Source organism: Arthrobacter sp. NPDC057388 (assembly GCF_042668165.1).
Classification (GTDB): Bacteria; Actinomycetota; Actinomycetes; order Actinomycetales; family Micrococcaceae; genus Arthrobacter.
In genome coordinates this window covers 76,527-92,270 of sequence record NZ_JBHVBL010000015.1, presented here as the reverse complement: position 1 = coordinate 92,270, position 15,744 = coordinate 76,527, and the positions used below count along the sequence as shown (strand labels likewise).

General features: G+C 68.0%; 16 protein-coding genes and 1 pseudogene. 10 read left to right on the top strand and 7 right to left on the bottom strand.

What is annotated here, in order from left to right; all coding sequences use genetic code 11:
• Nucleotides 1-170 precede the first annotated feature (170 nt).
• Complete coding sequence (pyrE, locus tag ACFUTU_RS09880) at nucleotides 171-752, bottom strand: orotate phosphoribosyltransferase (protein ID WP_377963672.1); 582 nt, start codon at nucleotides 750-752, stop codon at nucleotides 171-173.
• A gap of 60 nt (nucleotides 753-812) precedes the next feature.
• Nucleotides 813-2,024, bottom strand: a pseudogene (locus ACFUTU_RS09875) (FAD-dependent oxidoreductase); the annotation flags it as partial.
• Nucleotides 2,025-2,187: 163 nt separating this feature from the next.
• Between ACFUTU_RS09875 and nadE the strand changes: the two are divergent.
• Nucleotides 2,188-3,042 carry an ammonia-dependent NAD(+) synthetase gene (gene nadE / locus ACFUTU_RS09870; RefSeq protein WP_377963658.1) on the top strand — a complete coding sequence of 285 codons (855 nt, stop codon included), beginning with the start codon at nucleotides 2,188-2,190 and terminating at the stop codon, nucleotides 3,040-3,042.
• Nucleotides 3,043-3,084: 42 nt separating this feature from the next.
• On the opposite strand, the gene ACFUTU_RS09865 is transcribed toward nadE, so the two are convergent.
• Entirely contained in the window at nucleotides 3,085-3,999 is a 915-nt protein-coding gene (locus ACFUTU_RS09865) for an NADP-dependent oxidoreductase (protein WP_377963656.1), read from the bottom strand.
• A 130-nt stretch (nucleotides 4,000-4,129) separates the two neighbouring features.
• Nucleotides 4,130-4,924 (bottom strand): IclR family transcriptional regulator, encoded by a 795-nt coding sequence (locus ACFUTU_RS09860; RefSeq protein WP_377963653.1) that lies wholly within the window; start codon nucleotides 4,922-4,924, stop codon nucleotides 4,130-4,132.
• Between the two features lie 174 nt (nucleotides 4,925-5,098).
• Between ACFUTU_RS09860 and ACFUTU_RS09855 the strand changes: the two genes are divergently transcribed.
• The gene (locus ACFUTU_RS09855) at nucleotides 5,099-5,830 is read left to right on the top strand and encodes a CoA transferase subunit A (protein ID WP_377963651.1); all 732 of its coding nucleotides are present in this window, start codon (nucleotides 5,099-5,101) and stop codon (nucleotides 5,828-5,830) included.
• 13 nt (nucleotides 5,831-5,843) lie between these two features.
• Nucleotides 5,844-6,518 (top strand): CoA transferase subunit B, encoded by a 675-nt coding sequence (locus ACFUTU_RS09850; RefSeq protein ID WP_377963649.1) that lies wholly within the window; start codon nucleotides 5,844-5,846, stop codon nucleotides 6,516-6,518.
• A 98-nt stretch (nucleotides 6,519-6,616) separates the two neighbouring features.
• On the opposite strand, the gene ACFUTU_RS09845 is transcribed toward ACFUTU_RS09850, so the two are convergent.
• Together ACFUTU_RS09845 and ACFUTU_RS09840 are read right to left on the bottom strand one after the other, a co-directional pair.
• The gene (locus ACFUTU_RS09845; protein ID WP_377963647.1) at nucleotides 6,617-7,402 is read right to left on the bottom strand and encodes an ankyrin repeat domain-containing protein; all 786 of its coding nucleotides are present in this window, start codon (nucleotides 7,400-7,402) and stop codon (nucleotides 6,617-6,619) included.
• A gap of 10 nt (nucleotides 7,403-7,412) precedes the next feature.
• Complete coding sequence (locus ACFUTU_RS09840; protein WP_377963645.1) at nucleotides 7,413-8,015, bottom strand: heme-binding protein; 603 nt, start codon at nucleotides 8,013-8,015, stop codon at nucleotides 7,413-7,415.
• 221 nt (nucleotides 8,016-8,236) lie between these two features.
• Between ACFUTU_RS09840 and ACFUTU_RS09835 the strand changes: the two genes are divergently transcribed.
• The 6 genes from ACFUTU_RS09835 (at nucleotide 8,237) to ACFUTU_RS09810 (ending at nucleotide 12,641) form a co-directional block, all read left to right on the top strand.
• Nucleotides 8,237-9,466, top strand: coding sequence for a sensor histidine kinase (locus ACFUTU_RS09835; RefSeq protein WP_377963670.1), 1,230 nt, complete (start codon nucleotides 8,237-8,239; stop codon nucleotides 9,464-9,466).
• Nucleotides 9,463-10,089: a response regulator gene (locus ACFUTU_RS09830; RefSeq protein ID WP_377963643.1), complete on the top strand. Its 627-nt coding sequence runs from the start codon at nucleotides 9,463-9,465 to the stop codon at nucleotides 10,087-10,089. The genes ACFUTU_RS09835 and ACFUTU_RS09830 overlap by 4 nt, the downstream gene beginning before the upstream one ends.
• 48 nt (nucleotides 10,090-10,137) lie before the next feature.
• Nucleotides 10,138-11,193, top strand: coding sequence for a zinc-dependent alcohol dehydrogenase family protein (locus tag ACFUTU_RS09825; RefSeq protein ID WP_377963641.1), 1,056 nt, complete (start codon nucleotides 10,138-10,140; stop codon nucleotides 11,191-11,193).
• Nucleotides 11,194-11,264: 71 nt separating this feature from the next.
• Entirely contained in the window at nucleotides 11,265-11,585 is a 321-nt protein-coding gene (locus ACFUTU_RS09820) for a hypothetical protein (protein ID WP_377963639.1), read from the top strand.
• 186 nt (nucleotides 11,586-11,771) lie between these two features.
• Complete coding sequence (locus ACFUTU_RS09815; protein WP_087871805.1) at nucleotides 11,772-11,975, top strand: cold-shock protein; 204 nt, start codon at nucleotides 11,772-11,774, stop codon at nucleotides 11,973-11,975.
• A gap of 78 nt (nucleotides 11,976-12,053) precedes the next feature.
• Complete coding sequence (locus ACFUTU_RS09810; RefSeq protein WP_377963636.1) at nucleotides 12,054-12,641, top strand: DinB family protein; 588 nt, start codon at nucleotides 12,054-12,056, stop codon at nucleotides 12,639-12,641.
• A 6-nt stretch (nucleotides 12,642-12,647) separates the two neighbouring features.
• On the opposite strand, the gene ACFUTU_RS09805 is transcribed toward ACFUTU_RS09810, so the two are convergent.
• Nucleotides 12,648-13,832 carry an acyl-CoA dehydrogenase family protein gene (locus tag ACFUTU_RS09805; RefSeq protein ID WP_377963668.1) on the bottom strand — a complete coding sequence of 395 codons (1,185 nt, stop codon included), beginning with the start codon at nucleotides 13,830-13,832 and terminating at the stop codon, nucleotides 12,648-12,650.
• Between the two features lie 142 nt (nucleotides 13,833-13,974).
• Between ACFUTU_RS09805 and ACFUTU_RS09800 the strand changes: the two genes are divergently transcribed.
• The gene (locus ACFUTU_RS09800) at nucleotides 13,975-15,741 is read left to right on the top strand and encodes an AMP-binding protein (protein ID WP_377963634.1); all 1,767 of its coding nucleotides are present in this window, start codon (nucleotides 13,975-13,977) and stop codon (nucleotides 15,739-15,741) included.
• Nucleotides 15,742-15,744 lie beyond the last annotated feature (3 nt).

Here is a 15,744-nt window from a genome sequence, read left to right as displayed (position 1 = left end):
TAATTTGGCCCTTGCATAACCCTCGCCACACCCACGCGGGCAAAAAAAGGGGGGGGCCCCCGTGGGGCCCGGGTTTTTTTAAAACCCAACGGGCCGGCGGGGGGAACCCCCCCCCGTCGTCCGCTGCAGTTTTGGCAATTGTTCCGGACAGCTCCGTTCCGGCTGCCGGCTCAGTCCAGGCCGAGCTCGTCCTTGCTGAAGGCGTAAAGGTAGGGCACTCCGGCTTCGGCTTCGATCTTTTCCTTGGCTCCGGTGTCGCGGTCCACGATCACGGCAACGGCCACGACGTTGCCGCCGGCGTTGCGCACGCCCTCGACGGCGGTGAGCGCGGAACCGCCGGTGGTGGAGGTGTCCTCGAGAACCAGGACCTTCCGGCCCTCGACCGACGGGCCTTCCACCTGCCGGCCCATGCCGTAGGACTTCTGTGCCTTCCGGACCACGAACGCGTCGATGGACCGGCCGGCGTCCGTGGCAGCGTGCATGACGGCGGTGCCCACCGGGTCGGCACCCATGGTGAGGCCGCCGGCGCACTCAAAGTCGATGCCGGCGTCGTCAATGAGGGACAGCATGACCTGGCCCACGAGCTTGGATGCCTCGTGGTGCAGGGTGATGCGGCGCAGGTCGATGTAGTAGTCGGCCTCGGCACCGCTGGACAGGATGACCTTGCCGCGGACAACCGCGAGCTCCTTGATCAGTTCCAGAAGTCGGGCACGGGCAGCGGTGGTGGAAAGCGAGTCCGGGGTGGCAGTCATGGGTTCCAGTTTAGTCGGGCCTGATGCCCTGTCCGGCGCCGGCCCCGCACGGCGTGCAAAGGCCGGCGCATGCTCGGGCAGGGGACCGTGCGCGATCAGCCTGGGCAGCAGCCCCGTCAGCGCGGGCAGGTGCTGGACCATGTACAACACCGCCGCCGGAGGTCCGGATCTCTTGCCGGTGAAGAGCGGGACAAAGACCCCGCGGTGCATGAAGCGCTGGACGGACTGGATGATGACCGTAGGCAGCTGCCGCCGCCGCTGCACCGCTGCCAGGTCCTTTTCCGTGACGTTGCGGCGCAGCAATGCGGGTGCGAGCCGGGCGGCCGCGGCGACGGCGTCCTGGATGGCAAGGTTGATTCCCACCCCGCCTGCCGGGGACATCGCATGGGCGGCATCGCCGATGCACAGCAGCCCGTCCACGTACCAGCGCCGCAGCCTGTCCAGCCGAACGTCGAGCCAGTGCAGGTCGTCGAGGGACCGGATGGCGTCAACGCGGTCGGCAAGGTCCGGGCGCAGCGCGGCGATCCGTTCCCGGAACCGCTCCACTCCTTCGCGCTTGATGCGGTCTCCGGCGCCTTTCGGAGCGAAGTAACCCATCTGGAAGTAGGTGTCCCGGAACAGGGCGATCACGGCGTCCCGCTCCCCGAAGGCCGGAACGATGCCCGCCACCTCCCCCTTCTCGGATTCCGCCCGCGGCAGCTTGAACCACCAGGTGTCGAACGGGACAGGGTATTCCTTCGAGCGCAGTCCGGCCCGTTGGCGCAGTACCGAGTGCCGGCCGTCGGTGGCCACCACCAGGTCTGCCCGGAGCTCACCTTCTGTCCCGTCTTTGGTGACGTACCTGATGCCGGCGACCCGGCCGCCGTCGTACATCAGGGACGTGACCTTGTGCTCCATCAGGAGCGTGAAGGTGGGCTCCTCCCCGGCGGCGCGGGCGAGGAAGTTCAGGAAGTCCCACTGCGGCATCATGGCGATGTAGTTGTACGGCGGCCGCAACGCACCGAAATTGCCCAGCGTGATGAGGCGTCCGCCGGGCTGTGGGAAGGCCACGTTGCGCAGCCGGCTCTGCGGCAGTTCGCGGAACTCACCCCCGAGTCCGAGTTCATCGATGAGCCGGACGGTGGAGGCATGGACGGTGTCGCCGCGGAAGTCGCGGAGGAAATCCCCGTGTTTTTCCAGGACCGTGACCCGGACGCCTGCCCGCGCCAGCAGGAGGCCCAGCATCATGCCGGCCGGACCTCCGCCCACCACCGCGCATCCCGTACTCTCCATGAGCCATACGGTACGCCTCCCGCCGCGCCGGGCACAGGGCCCGAACTGGCAGCTAATGACCCCAAATGGCGCACTTGGGGTCATTAGCTGCCAGTTCGCGCTGCGGTTTAACCCGGGCGGAAACAGTTGAGCCCTGCGGATCCCGCTGACTAGTGTGGACCACATGCGCAAACTCCAGGCCAAGATCATCGAAGAAATGGGCGTTCAGCCCCGGATCGATCCCGCAGAGGAGGTGCGCAAACGCGTCACTTTCCTCAAGGAGTACCTGAAAGCCACCGGCACCAAGGGCTTCGTCCTGGGCATTTCCGGTGGCCTGGACTCCTCGCTGGCCGGGCGCCTGGCCCAGCTCGCCGCCGAGGAACTGCAGGCGGAGGGCACGGACGCCCAGTTCGTGGCCGTCCGCCTCCCCTACGGCGTCCAGCACGACGAGGAGGACGCACAGGCGGCCCTGGACTTCATCAAGGCCTCCAAGGAATGGACGTTCAACATTTCAGCCGCCGTGGATGGCTTCGAGGACGAGTTCGAAAAGACGGTCGGCAACGGGATCTCGGACTTCCACAAGGGCAACACCAAGGCCCGCACCCGCATGATCGCGCAGTACGCGCTGGCCGGGGAGCACAACTACCTCGTCATCGGCACGGACCACGGCGCTGAATCCGTCACCGGATTCTTTACCAAGTACGGCGACGGCGGAGCCGACATTTTGCCGCTCTTCGGGCTGAACAAGCGGCAGAACCGCGCCCTGCTCGAGCACCTCGGCGCTCCGGAGCGGGTGTGGAAGAAGGTGCCAACCGCCGACCTCCTGGACGACAGGCCCGGCCGCACCGACGAAGACGAACTCGGCCTGACCTACGACCAGATCGACGACTACCTCGAGGGCCGCGAGATCCCCGAGGGCGCGGCGGCGCTGATCGAGGAGAAGTACCTGCGGACCCGGCACAAGCGCACTGTCCCGGTCAGCATCTTCGACACCTGGTGGAAGGGCGAGGGCCCGGAGGAACCCCGGGCGGGGCTCTAAGCGGGAAGGCGGGGCTCTAAGCCGGCGCCTGAGGCTGCGGTCCTAGGGCAGCAGCATGATCTTGCCGCGGCCGTGGCCCATGCGGCAGATGTCCAGGGCATCGGCGGCTTCGATCAGGGGCATCCGGTGCGAAATCGTAAAGGTGATCTGGCCCTCGGCGGCCAGCGTCCCCACCTCCGCCACCCGCCCCTCCAGCTGCTGCACAGCCGCCAGCCCGGCAGCCGCTGACTGCTCGCCCGGAACCGTCGTGACCGCCCGGCCGTTTCCCTGGAGCAGCTCGGCGGTGGCCGCCAGCGAATCCTCGGTCCCCACGGTGTCCAGGACGGCCATGACGGTGCCGGCCTCGTCGGCCACTCCGCGCACCCGGTCCGCGAGGCCGGGACCGTACGTCACCGGTTCGGCGCCCAGCTCGCGGAGATACTCCTGGTTGGCCTGCGACGCCGTGCCGACCACCCGCGCGCCGAAGGCCTGCGCGATCTGTACTGCGGCCGAGCCAACACCGCCGGCTGCTCCATGGATCAGCACCGTGTCCCCGGCTCCCAGGTTCAGCTGCTTCAGTGCCGAATACGCCGTGCCTCCCGCCACCGGGATACACGCCGCCTGCTCGAAGTCCACACCGGCCGGCAAGGGGGTCAGCTGGTCAGCCGGCACCACCGCTTCGGTCCGGTAACCACCGAGCAGTCCGTTCCAGATGACCTCGTCACCCACGGCAAACCCCTCAAAAGCAGGTCCGACGGCGGTCACCACACCGGCCGCCTCACTGCCGGGCACCGCCGGAAAATCGAGCGGAACCCACTTTTTCAGGTGGCCCGCCACGAGCTTCCAGTCCGCGGGGTTGACGCTGACCGCCCGGAATTCCACCCGCACCAGGCCGTCACCCGGCTCGGCCAGCTTCTCCGTGCCCACCTTCAGGACCTGCGGATCGCCGTACTCCTCAAAGTAGACCCGTGTGCTCATGCCTTGGCTCCTTCGGTGCTGTCCAGGCTTACAAGGGGAGGAACTCTCCTGCAAGGGTAGGCATGCCCGGCAGGCGCCACAACACCTTTGTCCCGGTTTTCCCGGTCGGGCGGACCGGGCCGGCGGGCTGCTAGTTCCGCCGCCTGCGGTCGCCGCCCGCACCCAGCCGGACGGTGAGCCGGTGCGCCTCCTCCAGCAGGAGGCGCCCCAGCAGTTCGCGCCGGCCTTCACGGAACCGGGGCTCGATGCCGGTCAGGGACAGCGCCCACGACGGCCGCCCGGCCTGGTCGAAGACGGCCGCCCCCATCCCCCAGCTGCCCTCAAGCACCAGCCCGGGGTTGACCGCATAGCCCCGGCGCCGGGTCTGGCGCAGGTTGTTCCGGACCACGTCTTCCGGGTGCCCGTCGGCGTACTTGCCCGCGTGGGAAGGCCAGTCCCCCAGGATCTGTTCCTGTTCTGCTTCCGGCAGGAACGCCATGATCGCCGTTCCGGCCGAGGCGACGCCCAACGGAAACCGGACGCCCTCGTGAAGCACAAAGGAGCGGACAGGGAAGCTCCCCTCCTCCCGCAGCAGGCACACCGTCTCGGCGCCCCGCCGGATGGAGAAGAACGCGCTCTCACCGCTTTCCTCGGCGAGCCGGCGCAGGCTTGGCCTTGCAAGGTCCTCCAGCGGAAAGCGCGCCGCTGCCACCGACCCCATCAGCAGGGCCTCGGGGCCGAGCACCCAGTTGCCGCTGACGGGATCATGGTCGAGGAGTCCCTCAGCGGCGAGTGACGTGAGCAGGCGGTGCACCGTGGGACGGGTCAGCCCCGAGTCCCGCACCAGCTCCACGAGCGGGCTTCCTTCCGGCTTGCGTCCCACGATCCGCAGAAGACCTGCGATGCGCCTGACGACCTGCGCGCCCTGGACCGGTGCCTGGTTCACGATCACTCCTAAACATCCATATTGTGGACACATCCAAGCCTACCGTCCACAGTGTAAAACCGCGATGGGTTCCGTGTAGCAGGCTCTTGACACTCCCCTCACCATCCCCATACGCTCCACAGTCAAATGCAATGTCCATAAAGTGGATGCCAGGTAGCTCAATGAGGAGATGCGATGTCCAAACTGAAATCCAGTGCAGGCGATGCCCTGGGGGACGTCCTGCGGGACGGGATCACCCTTGCGGTGGGCGGGTTCGGGCTCAGCGGCATTCCGGCTGACCTGATCGAGGCCGTGCGCGATTCCGGTGTCAAGGAATTGACCGTGGTGTCCAACAACATGGGCATCGACGGCAAAGGCCTGGGCATCCTCATCGAAGCGGGCCAGGTCCGCAAGGTGATCGCCTCCTACGTGGGAGAGAACAGGCTCTTCGCCGAGCAGTACCTCGCCGGGGACCTGGAGGTGGAGTTCACCCCGCAGGGCACCCTGGCCGAGCGGCTGCGTGCCGGCGGCGCCGGCATCCCTGCGTTCTACACCAGGACAGGGGTGGGCACCCTGGTGGCCGAAGGCAAGCCGCTGGCGGAGTTCGACGGCGAAACGTACGTCCAGGAGCGGGCCATCCGGGCCGACGTCGCCCTGGTCCACGCACACACCGCAGACACGGACGGCAACCTGGTCTACCGCTACACTGCCCGGAACTTCAATCCCGTGGTGGCCACCGCGGGTGCCGTCACCGTCGCCGAGGCGGAGGTCATTGTGGAGCCCGGTGCGCTGGATCCGAACCACATCGTCACTCCGGGCGTCTACGTCCAGCGCCTGGTCCAGGCCAGCGGCAGGGTCAAGGACATCGAGCAGCGCACCGTCCGCCCTGCCGCCGGTCGGACCAGCGCCGAACTCGTCAACAACTAAGAAGGAGACTCCCGTGGCCTGGACCCGGAATGAAATGGCTGCGATCGCGGCCGAAGAACTGAACGACGGCGACTACGTCAACCTCGGCATCGGCATCCCCACGCTGGTGGCCAACAACCTGCCCGACGGCGTCCGGGTTGTCCTTCAGAGCGAGAACGGACTTCTTGGCATGGGACCGTTCCCGTACGAGGGCGAGGAGGATGCCGACCTGATCAACGCCGGCAAGCAGACCGTCACCGTCCTGCCCGGCGGCAGCATCTTCGACTCCGCCACCTCCTTCGGCATGATCCGCGGCGGACACGTGAAGGTCGCCATCCTCGGCGCCATGCAGGTCGCCGGCAACGGCGACCTCGCCAACTGGACCATCCCCGGCAAAATGGTCAAAGGCATGGGCGGCGCCATGGACCTCGTCGCCGGGACCCCGCGCGTCGTGGTCCTCACCGAACACACCGCCAAGGACGGCTCAGCCAAGATCGTGACGGAATGCACGCTCCCGCTCACGGGCGTCGGCGTCGTGGACCGGATCATCAGCGACCTTGCGGTGTTCGATCTGGAAAAGCACGACGGCGGGCGGCAGCTCACGCTGACCCGCCTGGCCCCCGGCGTCACGGTGGAGGAGATCCGCAGCAAGACAGATGCCGAATTCACCGTGGCCGCGGAACTGCTCACCGAAGCAGCCCAACTTTGACACGGTGCCTTACCGCGGAAGGGTAAACGGCGGCGGCCGGCGGCCCAAAACCGGGCCAGTGCGGACCGCCCCCAGCGGACACTGTCAGCAAAGTACTGTCAGCCACGCCCGCGGATCAGCCGGGCGATCTCGGTAAAGCCCAGCCGCTCGGCGTTGTCCAGGGCCGTCCGGCCCTGCGGGTCGCGGATGTTGGGGTCCGCTCCGGCGTCGAGCAGCTGGCGCACCACGTCCTGCTGCCTGGGCCCGCCGTTGTTCAGGAGGATGGCTTCCTGCATGGCGGTCCAGCCGAGCTTGTTGACGTGGTTGACCGGGACCCCGGCGGCGATGAGGATCCGCACCGTTTCGACGTGCCCGTGCTCGCTGGCCGGAATCAGGGCGGTGCCGCCATAGCGGTTGGTGCTCCGGACGTCCGCCCCGTTGGCAAGCGTCAGCCGCAGGACCCCGTTGAACCCCTCGGCCCCGGCGTACAGGAACGCCGAATCCTGGATGGAGTCCTTGGCGTTCACGTTCCCGCCGTCGCGGATCAGCTGCGCTACCAACGCCACGTCGTTGGCCTTCGCCGCCAGAACCAGCCGCTGGTCAAGCTTTTGCTGCTCGGCCGGGCTCAGAACGGGACGGGTGGCGGGCGCGGAAGCCGGCGGGCTCGGCGTGGCGCTGGCGGCAGCGGACGACGGCGGCCGGCTAGCGGTGCCGCTGCCCGCGCCGGCCCCGGCTTCCGCCGTCGGACCACCCGCCGTCGGACCTGTTGCCGTCGGGCTGCCGGCACTGGAGCCGCCTGCGGAGGGTGTGCCGGAGGCGCACCCCGCCAGCAGGACAGCCGCCAGCAACGCCGTCAGCGGAAGAGTGGCGGCCACCCGCTGGCCGCCGTACGCCTGCCTAACCACAGAACGCTCTCTACCTGGCGGCGATCACGGCAGCGCCGGCCTCGGCGCACGCTTCATCCAGCTTGCCGTCGGGGGCGCCGCCCACGCCAATGCCTGCCACGGAGACGCCGTTCACCTTCAGCGGGACGCCGCCGGGGAGGAAGAGGGTGCCGGGCAGGTCGGCGATGCTCGGCCCGTTGCCGGTGATCCGCTTGGCGAGTTCACTCGTGGGGGCGCCGAAGGCAGCGGCCGTATAGGCCTTCTGCTTGGCCGATTCGATGGTGTGCTCGGCGGCGTTGTCGCCGCGCAGGAGCGCCTGCACGGTGCCGAACCGGTCCACCAGGGCCACGGTGACAAACGGCAGCTTGTCGGCCTGGCACTTGGCGAGCGCAGCACCTACCGCTTTGGCAGAGGCGCCAACGGTGATCCGGTTCTGGGCAACGACATTCGCATCCACCGGCGCGACATCCGCGGCGGGCACGGCCGCCGGGGCCGCCGCCGGCACAGCAGCGGGCTGGGCGGGCGCCGCGGCGGGTGCAGACCCTGACCCGGCGTTGGCGACGGCGGTGGCACCGGCGGTGATGACGAGCGCTCCGGCTGCCGCGGCGGCAAAAATCTTCTGGGACTTCTTCACGATGGTTCTCCTTTAGTATGCGGGGCGCAGCCAATGTCTTCGGCGCAGCCAAACGGCTACATTTCCCATGGTGGACCCGCGCCGGCGCCGGCGCATCAGGCCATCAGGTGCGGCGCGCTGGTCCTTCCGGCTGGCGTTGTCAGCCAAAAGGCTGAGAGACCAGCAACGGCGCGGGCAATAGCATGGTTCCTAGCACGTCACCCACCGGAACCGGACCCGCCATGCCCTCCCCCGCCCCTAGCGCCGCCCACGACCTGCCCTCCGCCCGAACCGGCTCCGCGCCCGCTGCCGCCGGCGGCCGGCTGGGGCGGATCGACGCCGCAGTCCACCTCGGTTTCGCCGTCCTCATCGTCGCCTCGGTGGTGCGGTACGTGATGCGGCACAGCGCGTCGGACAACCTGCTGGTCCTTGCGCTGGCGGCCGCCGCCTGCGCGCTGTACACCGTCATCGCCGTGCTCGCCCAGCGCCGCCGTCCCTGGGCTTTGTGGATGTTCGTCCTTGTGGCGGTCTGGGCCGTTCTGGTGGTCTCCGCGCCCAGCTTTGCCTGGTGTTCGTTTGCGCTGTTCTTCCTGTGCCGCATCGCGTTCACGGGTCTGGTCGCCTATGCGGCGGCGGGAGCGACGGCGGCAGCCACCGCCGCCGGACTGTTCCGGCTCAGCGACGGCACCGACCTGGCCATGCTGCTGGGCCCGCTCGCCGTGGGCGTCCTGCTGACACTCATCTACGACCGGATCGAGCACGACGCCGCCGAGCAGCGGCGCCTGCACCATGAAGTCTCGCTCGCCCAGGGACAGCTGGCGGCCAGCGAGCGCCGGGCGGGCACCATCGCGGAGCGCGAGCGCGTCTCCCGGGAAATCCACGACACCGTCACCCAGGGCCTCGCCAGCAGCCTGCTCCTGCTCGAAGCGGCCAACCGCGCGTGGCCGGAGCCGGGGTCGCGGCAGGACCTGAGGCAGGCCAGCGAGCTGCTGCGCAGGAACCTGTCCGACACCCGCAGCCTGGTCCACGAACTGGCCTCCCCCGGCCTCGATGCCTCGCCGCTGCCGGACGCCCTGCTGCAGGCCGCCGCGCAGTACGTGCCGGGTGCGAGGCTGCTGGTTACCGGAGACCCGCGGCCGGTGCCGGCAGATGTCCGCCATACACTGCTGCGCGTGGTCCAGAGCGCCGCCGCGAACATCAAGCTGCACGCTTCGGCAGGCACCGCAACGATCACCCTCGGCTTCCTGCCGGATGCGGTCACGCTGGACATATACGACGACGGCACAGGCTTCGATCCGGCGGCGGTAGCACCGCCGTCGGACTCCGGAGGATATGGACTGCGCGCCATGCGCCAGCGGGTGGAGCAGCTCGGCGGCGCCTTCTCGGTGGAGAGCGCCCCCGGAGAGGGAACTGTTGTGGCGGCGCAACTGCCGGCGCCGCCGGGCACGCTGCCAGGTAAAGGAGAAGAATGAGCGTCATCAGTGTGCTTCTGGTGGACGATCACCTCGTGGTCCGCAGCGGTTTGAAGGCCCTGCTGGGCACGCAGCCGGACATTGATGTGGTGGCGGAGGCGTCCTCCGGCGCGGAGGCCCTGGCCGCCGTGGCGGAGCACTCGCCCGCCGTCGTGGTGATGGACCTGGCCATGGGCCCGGGCATGGACGGAATCGAGGCGATCCGGAAACTCCGCGAGCGCAACCGCCGGCAGGCCGTGCTGGTCTTCACCACCTATGATTCCGACGCCGACATCGTCCGCGCCGTGGACGCCGGCGCGATGGGCTATCTCCTCAAGGACGCCGCGCCGGAGGAGATCTTCGCTGCCATCCGCGGCGCCGTCCAGGGCAAGAGCGTGATGAGCCCGCCAGTGGCCTCGCGCCTGTTCCAGCAGCTGCGCAACCCCGACGAGGTGCTGACCCCGCGGGAGGCTGAGCTGCTGAGCCTCCTCACGGAGGGTCTCAGCAACCGCGAGCTGGGGCAGCGGCTCTTCATTTCGGAGGCCACCGTCAAGACGCACCTCGCCCACATCTACGCCAAGCTGGGTGTGGACACCCGGGCCGCAGCCATCGCCACCGCCATCCGCCGGGAGGGAATGCGCTGACCGGGCTAGACTCGGTCCCGTCCAGACCGCCCTTCGAGAGGAACAGCCATGCGCGCCACCATCATCCACGGTCCCGGAGACATCAGGGTGGAGGACCGCGATGACCCGGCCGTTCAGCTGCCCACGGACGCGGTGGTTCGGGTGACGGCTGCATGCGTCTGCGGCTCGGACCTCTGGCCCTACCGCGGGGTGAAGCCCATCCACCGGCCCACCGCCATCGGCCATGAGTTCGTCGGGATTGTGGAAAGCACCGGCACCGACGTCTCCACGCTCCGGGCCGGCGACTTTGTCATCGCCCCCTTCGTGGTCAGCTGCGGGCAGTGCCCGCAGTGCCGTAACGGCGTCACCGTTGCCTGCGAGCACCTTGCCGGATGGGGCGGCAAGGACGACGCCGGATTCCCTGTCGACGGCGGCCAGGGCCAGGCTGTGCGCGTCCCCCTCGCCGAGTCGACGCTCGTCAAAGTACCGGATGTCCGCGACCCGGACGCCAGTCTCCGCAACAGCCTGCTGACCCTCTCCGACGTCATGGCCACCGGCCACCACGCCGCGGTCAGCGCCCAGGTGGGCCCGGGCCGGACCGTCGTTGTGGTGGGCGACGGCGCCGTGGGGCTGTGCGGAGTCCTGGCGGCCAAGCGCCTCGGCGCGGAGCGCATCATCGCGATGTCCCGCCACGCCGACCGGCAGGCCATCGCCCGTGAGTTCGGTGCCACGGACATCGTGGAGGAACGCGGGGACGACGGCGTTGCCAAGGTCCGCGAACTGCTCGGCGGTATCCTGGCCGACTCGGTGCTCGAGTGTGTGGGTACCAGGGAGTCCATGGAACAGGCGCTGCATTCGGTCCGACCCGGCGGCGCGCTGGGCTTCGTCGGCGTTCCCACAGGCGGCGCGGAGATCCCGCTCCGGTACCTGTTCGACAAGAACATCACCGTATCCGGCGGAATGGCGCCCGCCCGCACCTATATTCCCGAACTGCTCAAGGACGTGCTGTCCGGCGCCATCAATCCCGGGCGGGTGTTCGACGTCGAGATGCCGTTGGAGGAGGCAGCCGAAGCCTACAAGGCGATGGACGAGCGCCGCGCCATCAAGGTGCTGCTGACGCCATAAAACTGTTGCGCGGGGCCGGGGCCGGGTCTACCGTGATCCGCATCAGTTCCCACCGCCGTCGAGGAGCCGTCATGGCAGGATTTGTGCAGATCATCGAATTCCAGACCTCGCGCATCGAGGAGATCGAAGCGCTGGGCCGGCCGTCACGAACCGAGGGCACCACAGCCCCGACGTTCCGCCGCATCAGCGCCACCGCGGACCGCGACCGTCCCGGGACCTACTTCACCATCGTGGAGTTCGACTCCTACGAGTCGGCGATGGAGAACTCGAACCGGCCGGAAACCTCCGACTTTGCCGCGAAGATGGCGGCGCTGTGCGACGCGCCCCCGGTATTCCGCAACCTCGACGTCATGTGGGAGGACACCGGCCAGGAGCAGGGCAGCACGGCTTAAGCCCGGATCTGCAGCCTCTCCGACCGGCATTTGGCAGCAGAATCTCCCGTTACAGGTGGGACTCCTGATGACGGCAGCTATTGCACGCCCGGCGGATGGCCCATAGGTTGGAGACAGCGGACAACAATTTCCGCCTCTGCCTGCTGTCGGAGCAGGACCAGAAAATGGGTTACAAAGGAAGTAGCAATGGCAACAGGCACAGTTAAATGGTTCAACGCCGAAAAGGGCTTCGGCTTCATCGCTCCGGATGATGGATCGGCAGACGTATTCGCCCACTACTCGGCAATTGCCACCAGCGGCTACCGCTCCCTGGATGAAAACCAGAAGGTCGAATTCGAAGTGACCCAGGGCCCCAAGGGTCCGCAGGCAGAGAACATCCGCCCGCTGTAACGGCTTTCCACAGACTCCCCTGTCCATGCCTGGCATGCACAGGGGAGTTTGTGGTTCCTGCCCCGGTAGAGTGCCGCCATGGACGAAAAGGCTACCCTGCACCACTACCTGCGGACCCGGCGCACCCAGCTCCTCGCCAAGCTCGACGGCCTGGGCGAATATGACATCCGCCGGCCAATGACGCCCACCGGAACAAACCTCCTGGGCCTGGTCAAGCATGTGGCGAGCGTGGAACTGGATTATTTCGGCGAGGTTTTCGGACGGCCCAGCGGCCGCACACTTCCCTGGTTCGCCGACGGTGCCGAGCCCGACGCGGACATGTGGGCCACCGCGGAGCAGACCCGCGCGGAAATCGTCGAGCTGCACCGCTTCGCCGCGGCCCACACCGATGCGACCATCGAGGCGCTCGCCCTGGACGCACCGGGGGTCGTCCCCTGGTGGCCGGAGGAACGCCGGAACGTGACCCTGCACCGGATGCTGGTGCACATGTGCGCAGAAACAGCCCAGCACTTGGGGCATGCCGACATCATCCGGGAACTTATCGACGGCGCCGCCGGGCAGGGGCCCAACGATCCCAACCTTTCCCGGCGGGACGCCAATGAACAGTCTGCCTACGTCGAACGGCTGGAGGCCGCAGCACGAGCAGCCGCCTCCCCTGCAGGGTGACCAGCCCTAAACGAAGGCTGATTTCCCCGTCACGGCGCGGGCCACAATCAGGGAGTTGATTTCGTAACTGCCCTCATAGGTGTACAGGATCTCCGCGTCACCGAAGAGCTTTCCCATCTCGAAGTCGCTGCTGATGCCGTTGCCGCCCAGCAGGGAACGGCCCAACGCCACGGAGGCACGGGCCAGCCGGGTGGTGGTGGCCTTCGCCATGGCCGCCTGGGCCATTTCCAGTTTCCCCTCCTCCTGGATCCGGGCCAGCTGCGCCATCAGCGCCAGTGAAGCGGACGCGTTGCCCAGGATCTCCGCCAGCTGCTGCTGGATCAGCTGGAAGCGGGCCAGCTCCTTGCCGAACTGGCGGCGCTGCAGGGAATAGGAACGGGCAACGTCAAAGGCTGCGAGCTGGATACCCGCAGCCTGCCAGCCCACCCACGCCCGGGAGTCCCTCAGCAGCTCGTTGGCCTTCGTGAAGTCCGTGGCCCCCGGAAGCAGGTTGGCCTCCGGAATGCGCACGCCCTCAAGCCGGATATCGGCGTTCTGCATGATCCGCAGGCCGATCTTGTTGCTGATCTTGGTCGCGGTGTACCCCGGGCGGTCCGTCTCCACGATGAAGCCCTTGATCTGCTGGTCAGCCATGTCCCGTGCCCACACCAGCGCAAAGTCGGCGATCGTCCCGGCGCCGATCCACCGCTTGGCGCCGTCGATGACCCATTCGCCGTCCTCACGGCGGGCCGTCGTGGCCAGCCCCCCTGCGATGTCCGAGCCGTGCTCCGGCTCGGTCAGTGCAAACGCGCCCAGCTGCGTGAAGGCCGTCAGGCCCGGCAGCCAGCGCTGCTTCTGTTCCTCCGACCCGAGGGCATCGATCATGCCGACAATCAGCTCATTGTGAATGCCCACCAGCGCTGACAGGGACACATCGGCGCGGGCCACCTCAACGTACATGAGGCCCTTGAACAGCGTGGACGTCCCGTCCGTCTGCAGGCCGCCAAGTCCGTGCTTGCCCATCTCCGCGAGCAGCCCGAACGGGAACTCCTCCCGGTTCCAGTATTCGATGGACTGGGCCCGGACCCTGGACTGCAGGAAGTCCCGGACTTCCAGGTAGCGCGTCCGCTCGGCCGGCGGAAGCAGGTCTGCCACGTACATGAGATCCGCATCGGCAAACGGCGGCGCCTGGCTCCCCCCGTCTTCGCTCATGGCCGTTGCGGGCTGTCCGTTGTCACGTCGTTGTGGCTGCACGGGCATAGATCCCTTCGCTCTTCCAAACCCTTGGATGTCCTAGTATATTGCACAGTGATGTGGATCACTAGGACGTGAATCCCCAGGTGAAAGGTGCCCCATGACAGTCACCGACGACTTCCGTGCCGCCCGCGACCGGCTGCTCGCCATGCGCCAGGACTACCGCCAGGCAAGGGACGCCTTCGAGTGGCCGCGGCCCAAGGAGTTCAATTTCGCCCTCGACTGGTTTGACGCCATCGCGGCCGATCCCGCCACCGGCAGCAACCCCGCGCTCGTGATCGTGGAACAGGACGGCTCGGCCACCCGCCGCAGCTTCGCTGAATTGTCCGAACGGTCCGGCCAAGTGGCCAACTGGCTCCGCAGCCAGGGCGTGAAGCGCGGCGACCGCATGATCATCATGCTTGGCAACCAGGTCGAGCTGTGGGAACTCGTGCTGGCCGGCATCAAGCTTGGCATCGTGCTGATCCCCACCACCACCCTTATGGGACCTGGGGACCTGAAGGACCGGGTGGAGCGCGGGGAAGCGGGCTGGGCCGCCGTCGGCAGTTCAAACGTCGGCAAGTTTGCCGACGTGCCGGGCAGCTACCGACTCATCGAAATCGGCGGTGCCGGCAGCGCGGGTGATCACGGCGCCGGAAGTGGCGCTGGCGCCCTGCAGTACGCGGATTCCGCAGCGGCCCCCGTGGAATTCAGCCCGGACGGCCCCACCTTGGCGGACGAGACCCTGCTCCTCTACTTCACCTCGGGCACCACATCCAAGGCCAAGCTTGTGGAGCACACCCACACCTCGTACCCCGTGGGCCACCTGTCCACGATGTACTGGATCGGACTGGAACCGGGTGACGTGCACCTTAATGTCGCTTCCCCGGGCTGGGCGAAACACGCCTGGTCCAACCTGTTCGCCCCGTGGATCGCCGAGGCCTGCGTGTTCGTCTACAACTACGAACGCTTCGACGCCAGGGCCCTCATGGAGCAGATGGACCGCGAGAAGGTCACCAGCTTCTGCGCTCCGCCCACCGTCTGGCGGATGCTCATCCAGGCCGACCTCACCCTTCTCAGGAACCCTCCCGTCAAAGTTGTTTCCGCCGGCGAGCCGCTCAATGCCGAGGTTATCGGCCAGGTCCAGCGCGCCTGGGGCCAGACCATCCGCGACGGCTTCGGCCAGACCGAGACAACCGTGCAGGTGGCCAACACCCCGGGACAGCCCGTGAAGATCGGCGCCATGGGCCAGCCGCTGCCGGGGTATGACGTCGTCCTCGTCGATCCGGCCACCGGAGAAGAAGCCGACGACGGTGAGCTGTGCCTGCGCCTGGATCCCCGCCCTGCCGGGCTGATGAAGTCGTACTACGGCGATCCCGGGAAGACGGCCGAGGCATTCCGCGGCGGCTACTACCATACGGGCGACATGGCCAGCCGGGACGAGCACGGCGTCATTACCTACGTGGGCCGGGACGACGACGTCTTCAAGTCCTCCGACTACCGGCTGTCCCCCTTCGAGCTGGAGAGCGTCCTTATCGAGCACCCGGCGGTGGCGGAGGCCGCCGTCGTCCCCTCCCCCGATCCGCTGAAACTGTCCGTACCCAAGGCGTTCGTGGTGCTTGCGGCAGGCCACGAACCGGGGCCGGAGCTCGCCGAGGAGATCCTGCGCTATTGCCGTGACCACCTGGCCCCGTTCAAGCGCATCCGCCGGCTGGAGTTCGCCGAGCTCCCGAAGACCATCTCGGGCAAGATCCGCCGGGTGGAGCTGCGGCACAGCGAGGAGCTCCGCCACGCGGACAGCACCGCGCCGGGCGCCGCCGGCGGTCCCCGCGGTCTGGGCACGGAGTACTCCGAAGCGGATTTCCCGGGCCTGCGAAGCCAGGGCTGAGCT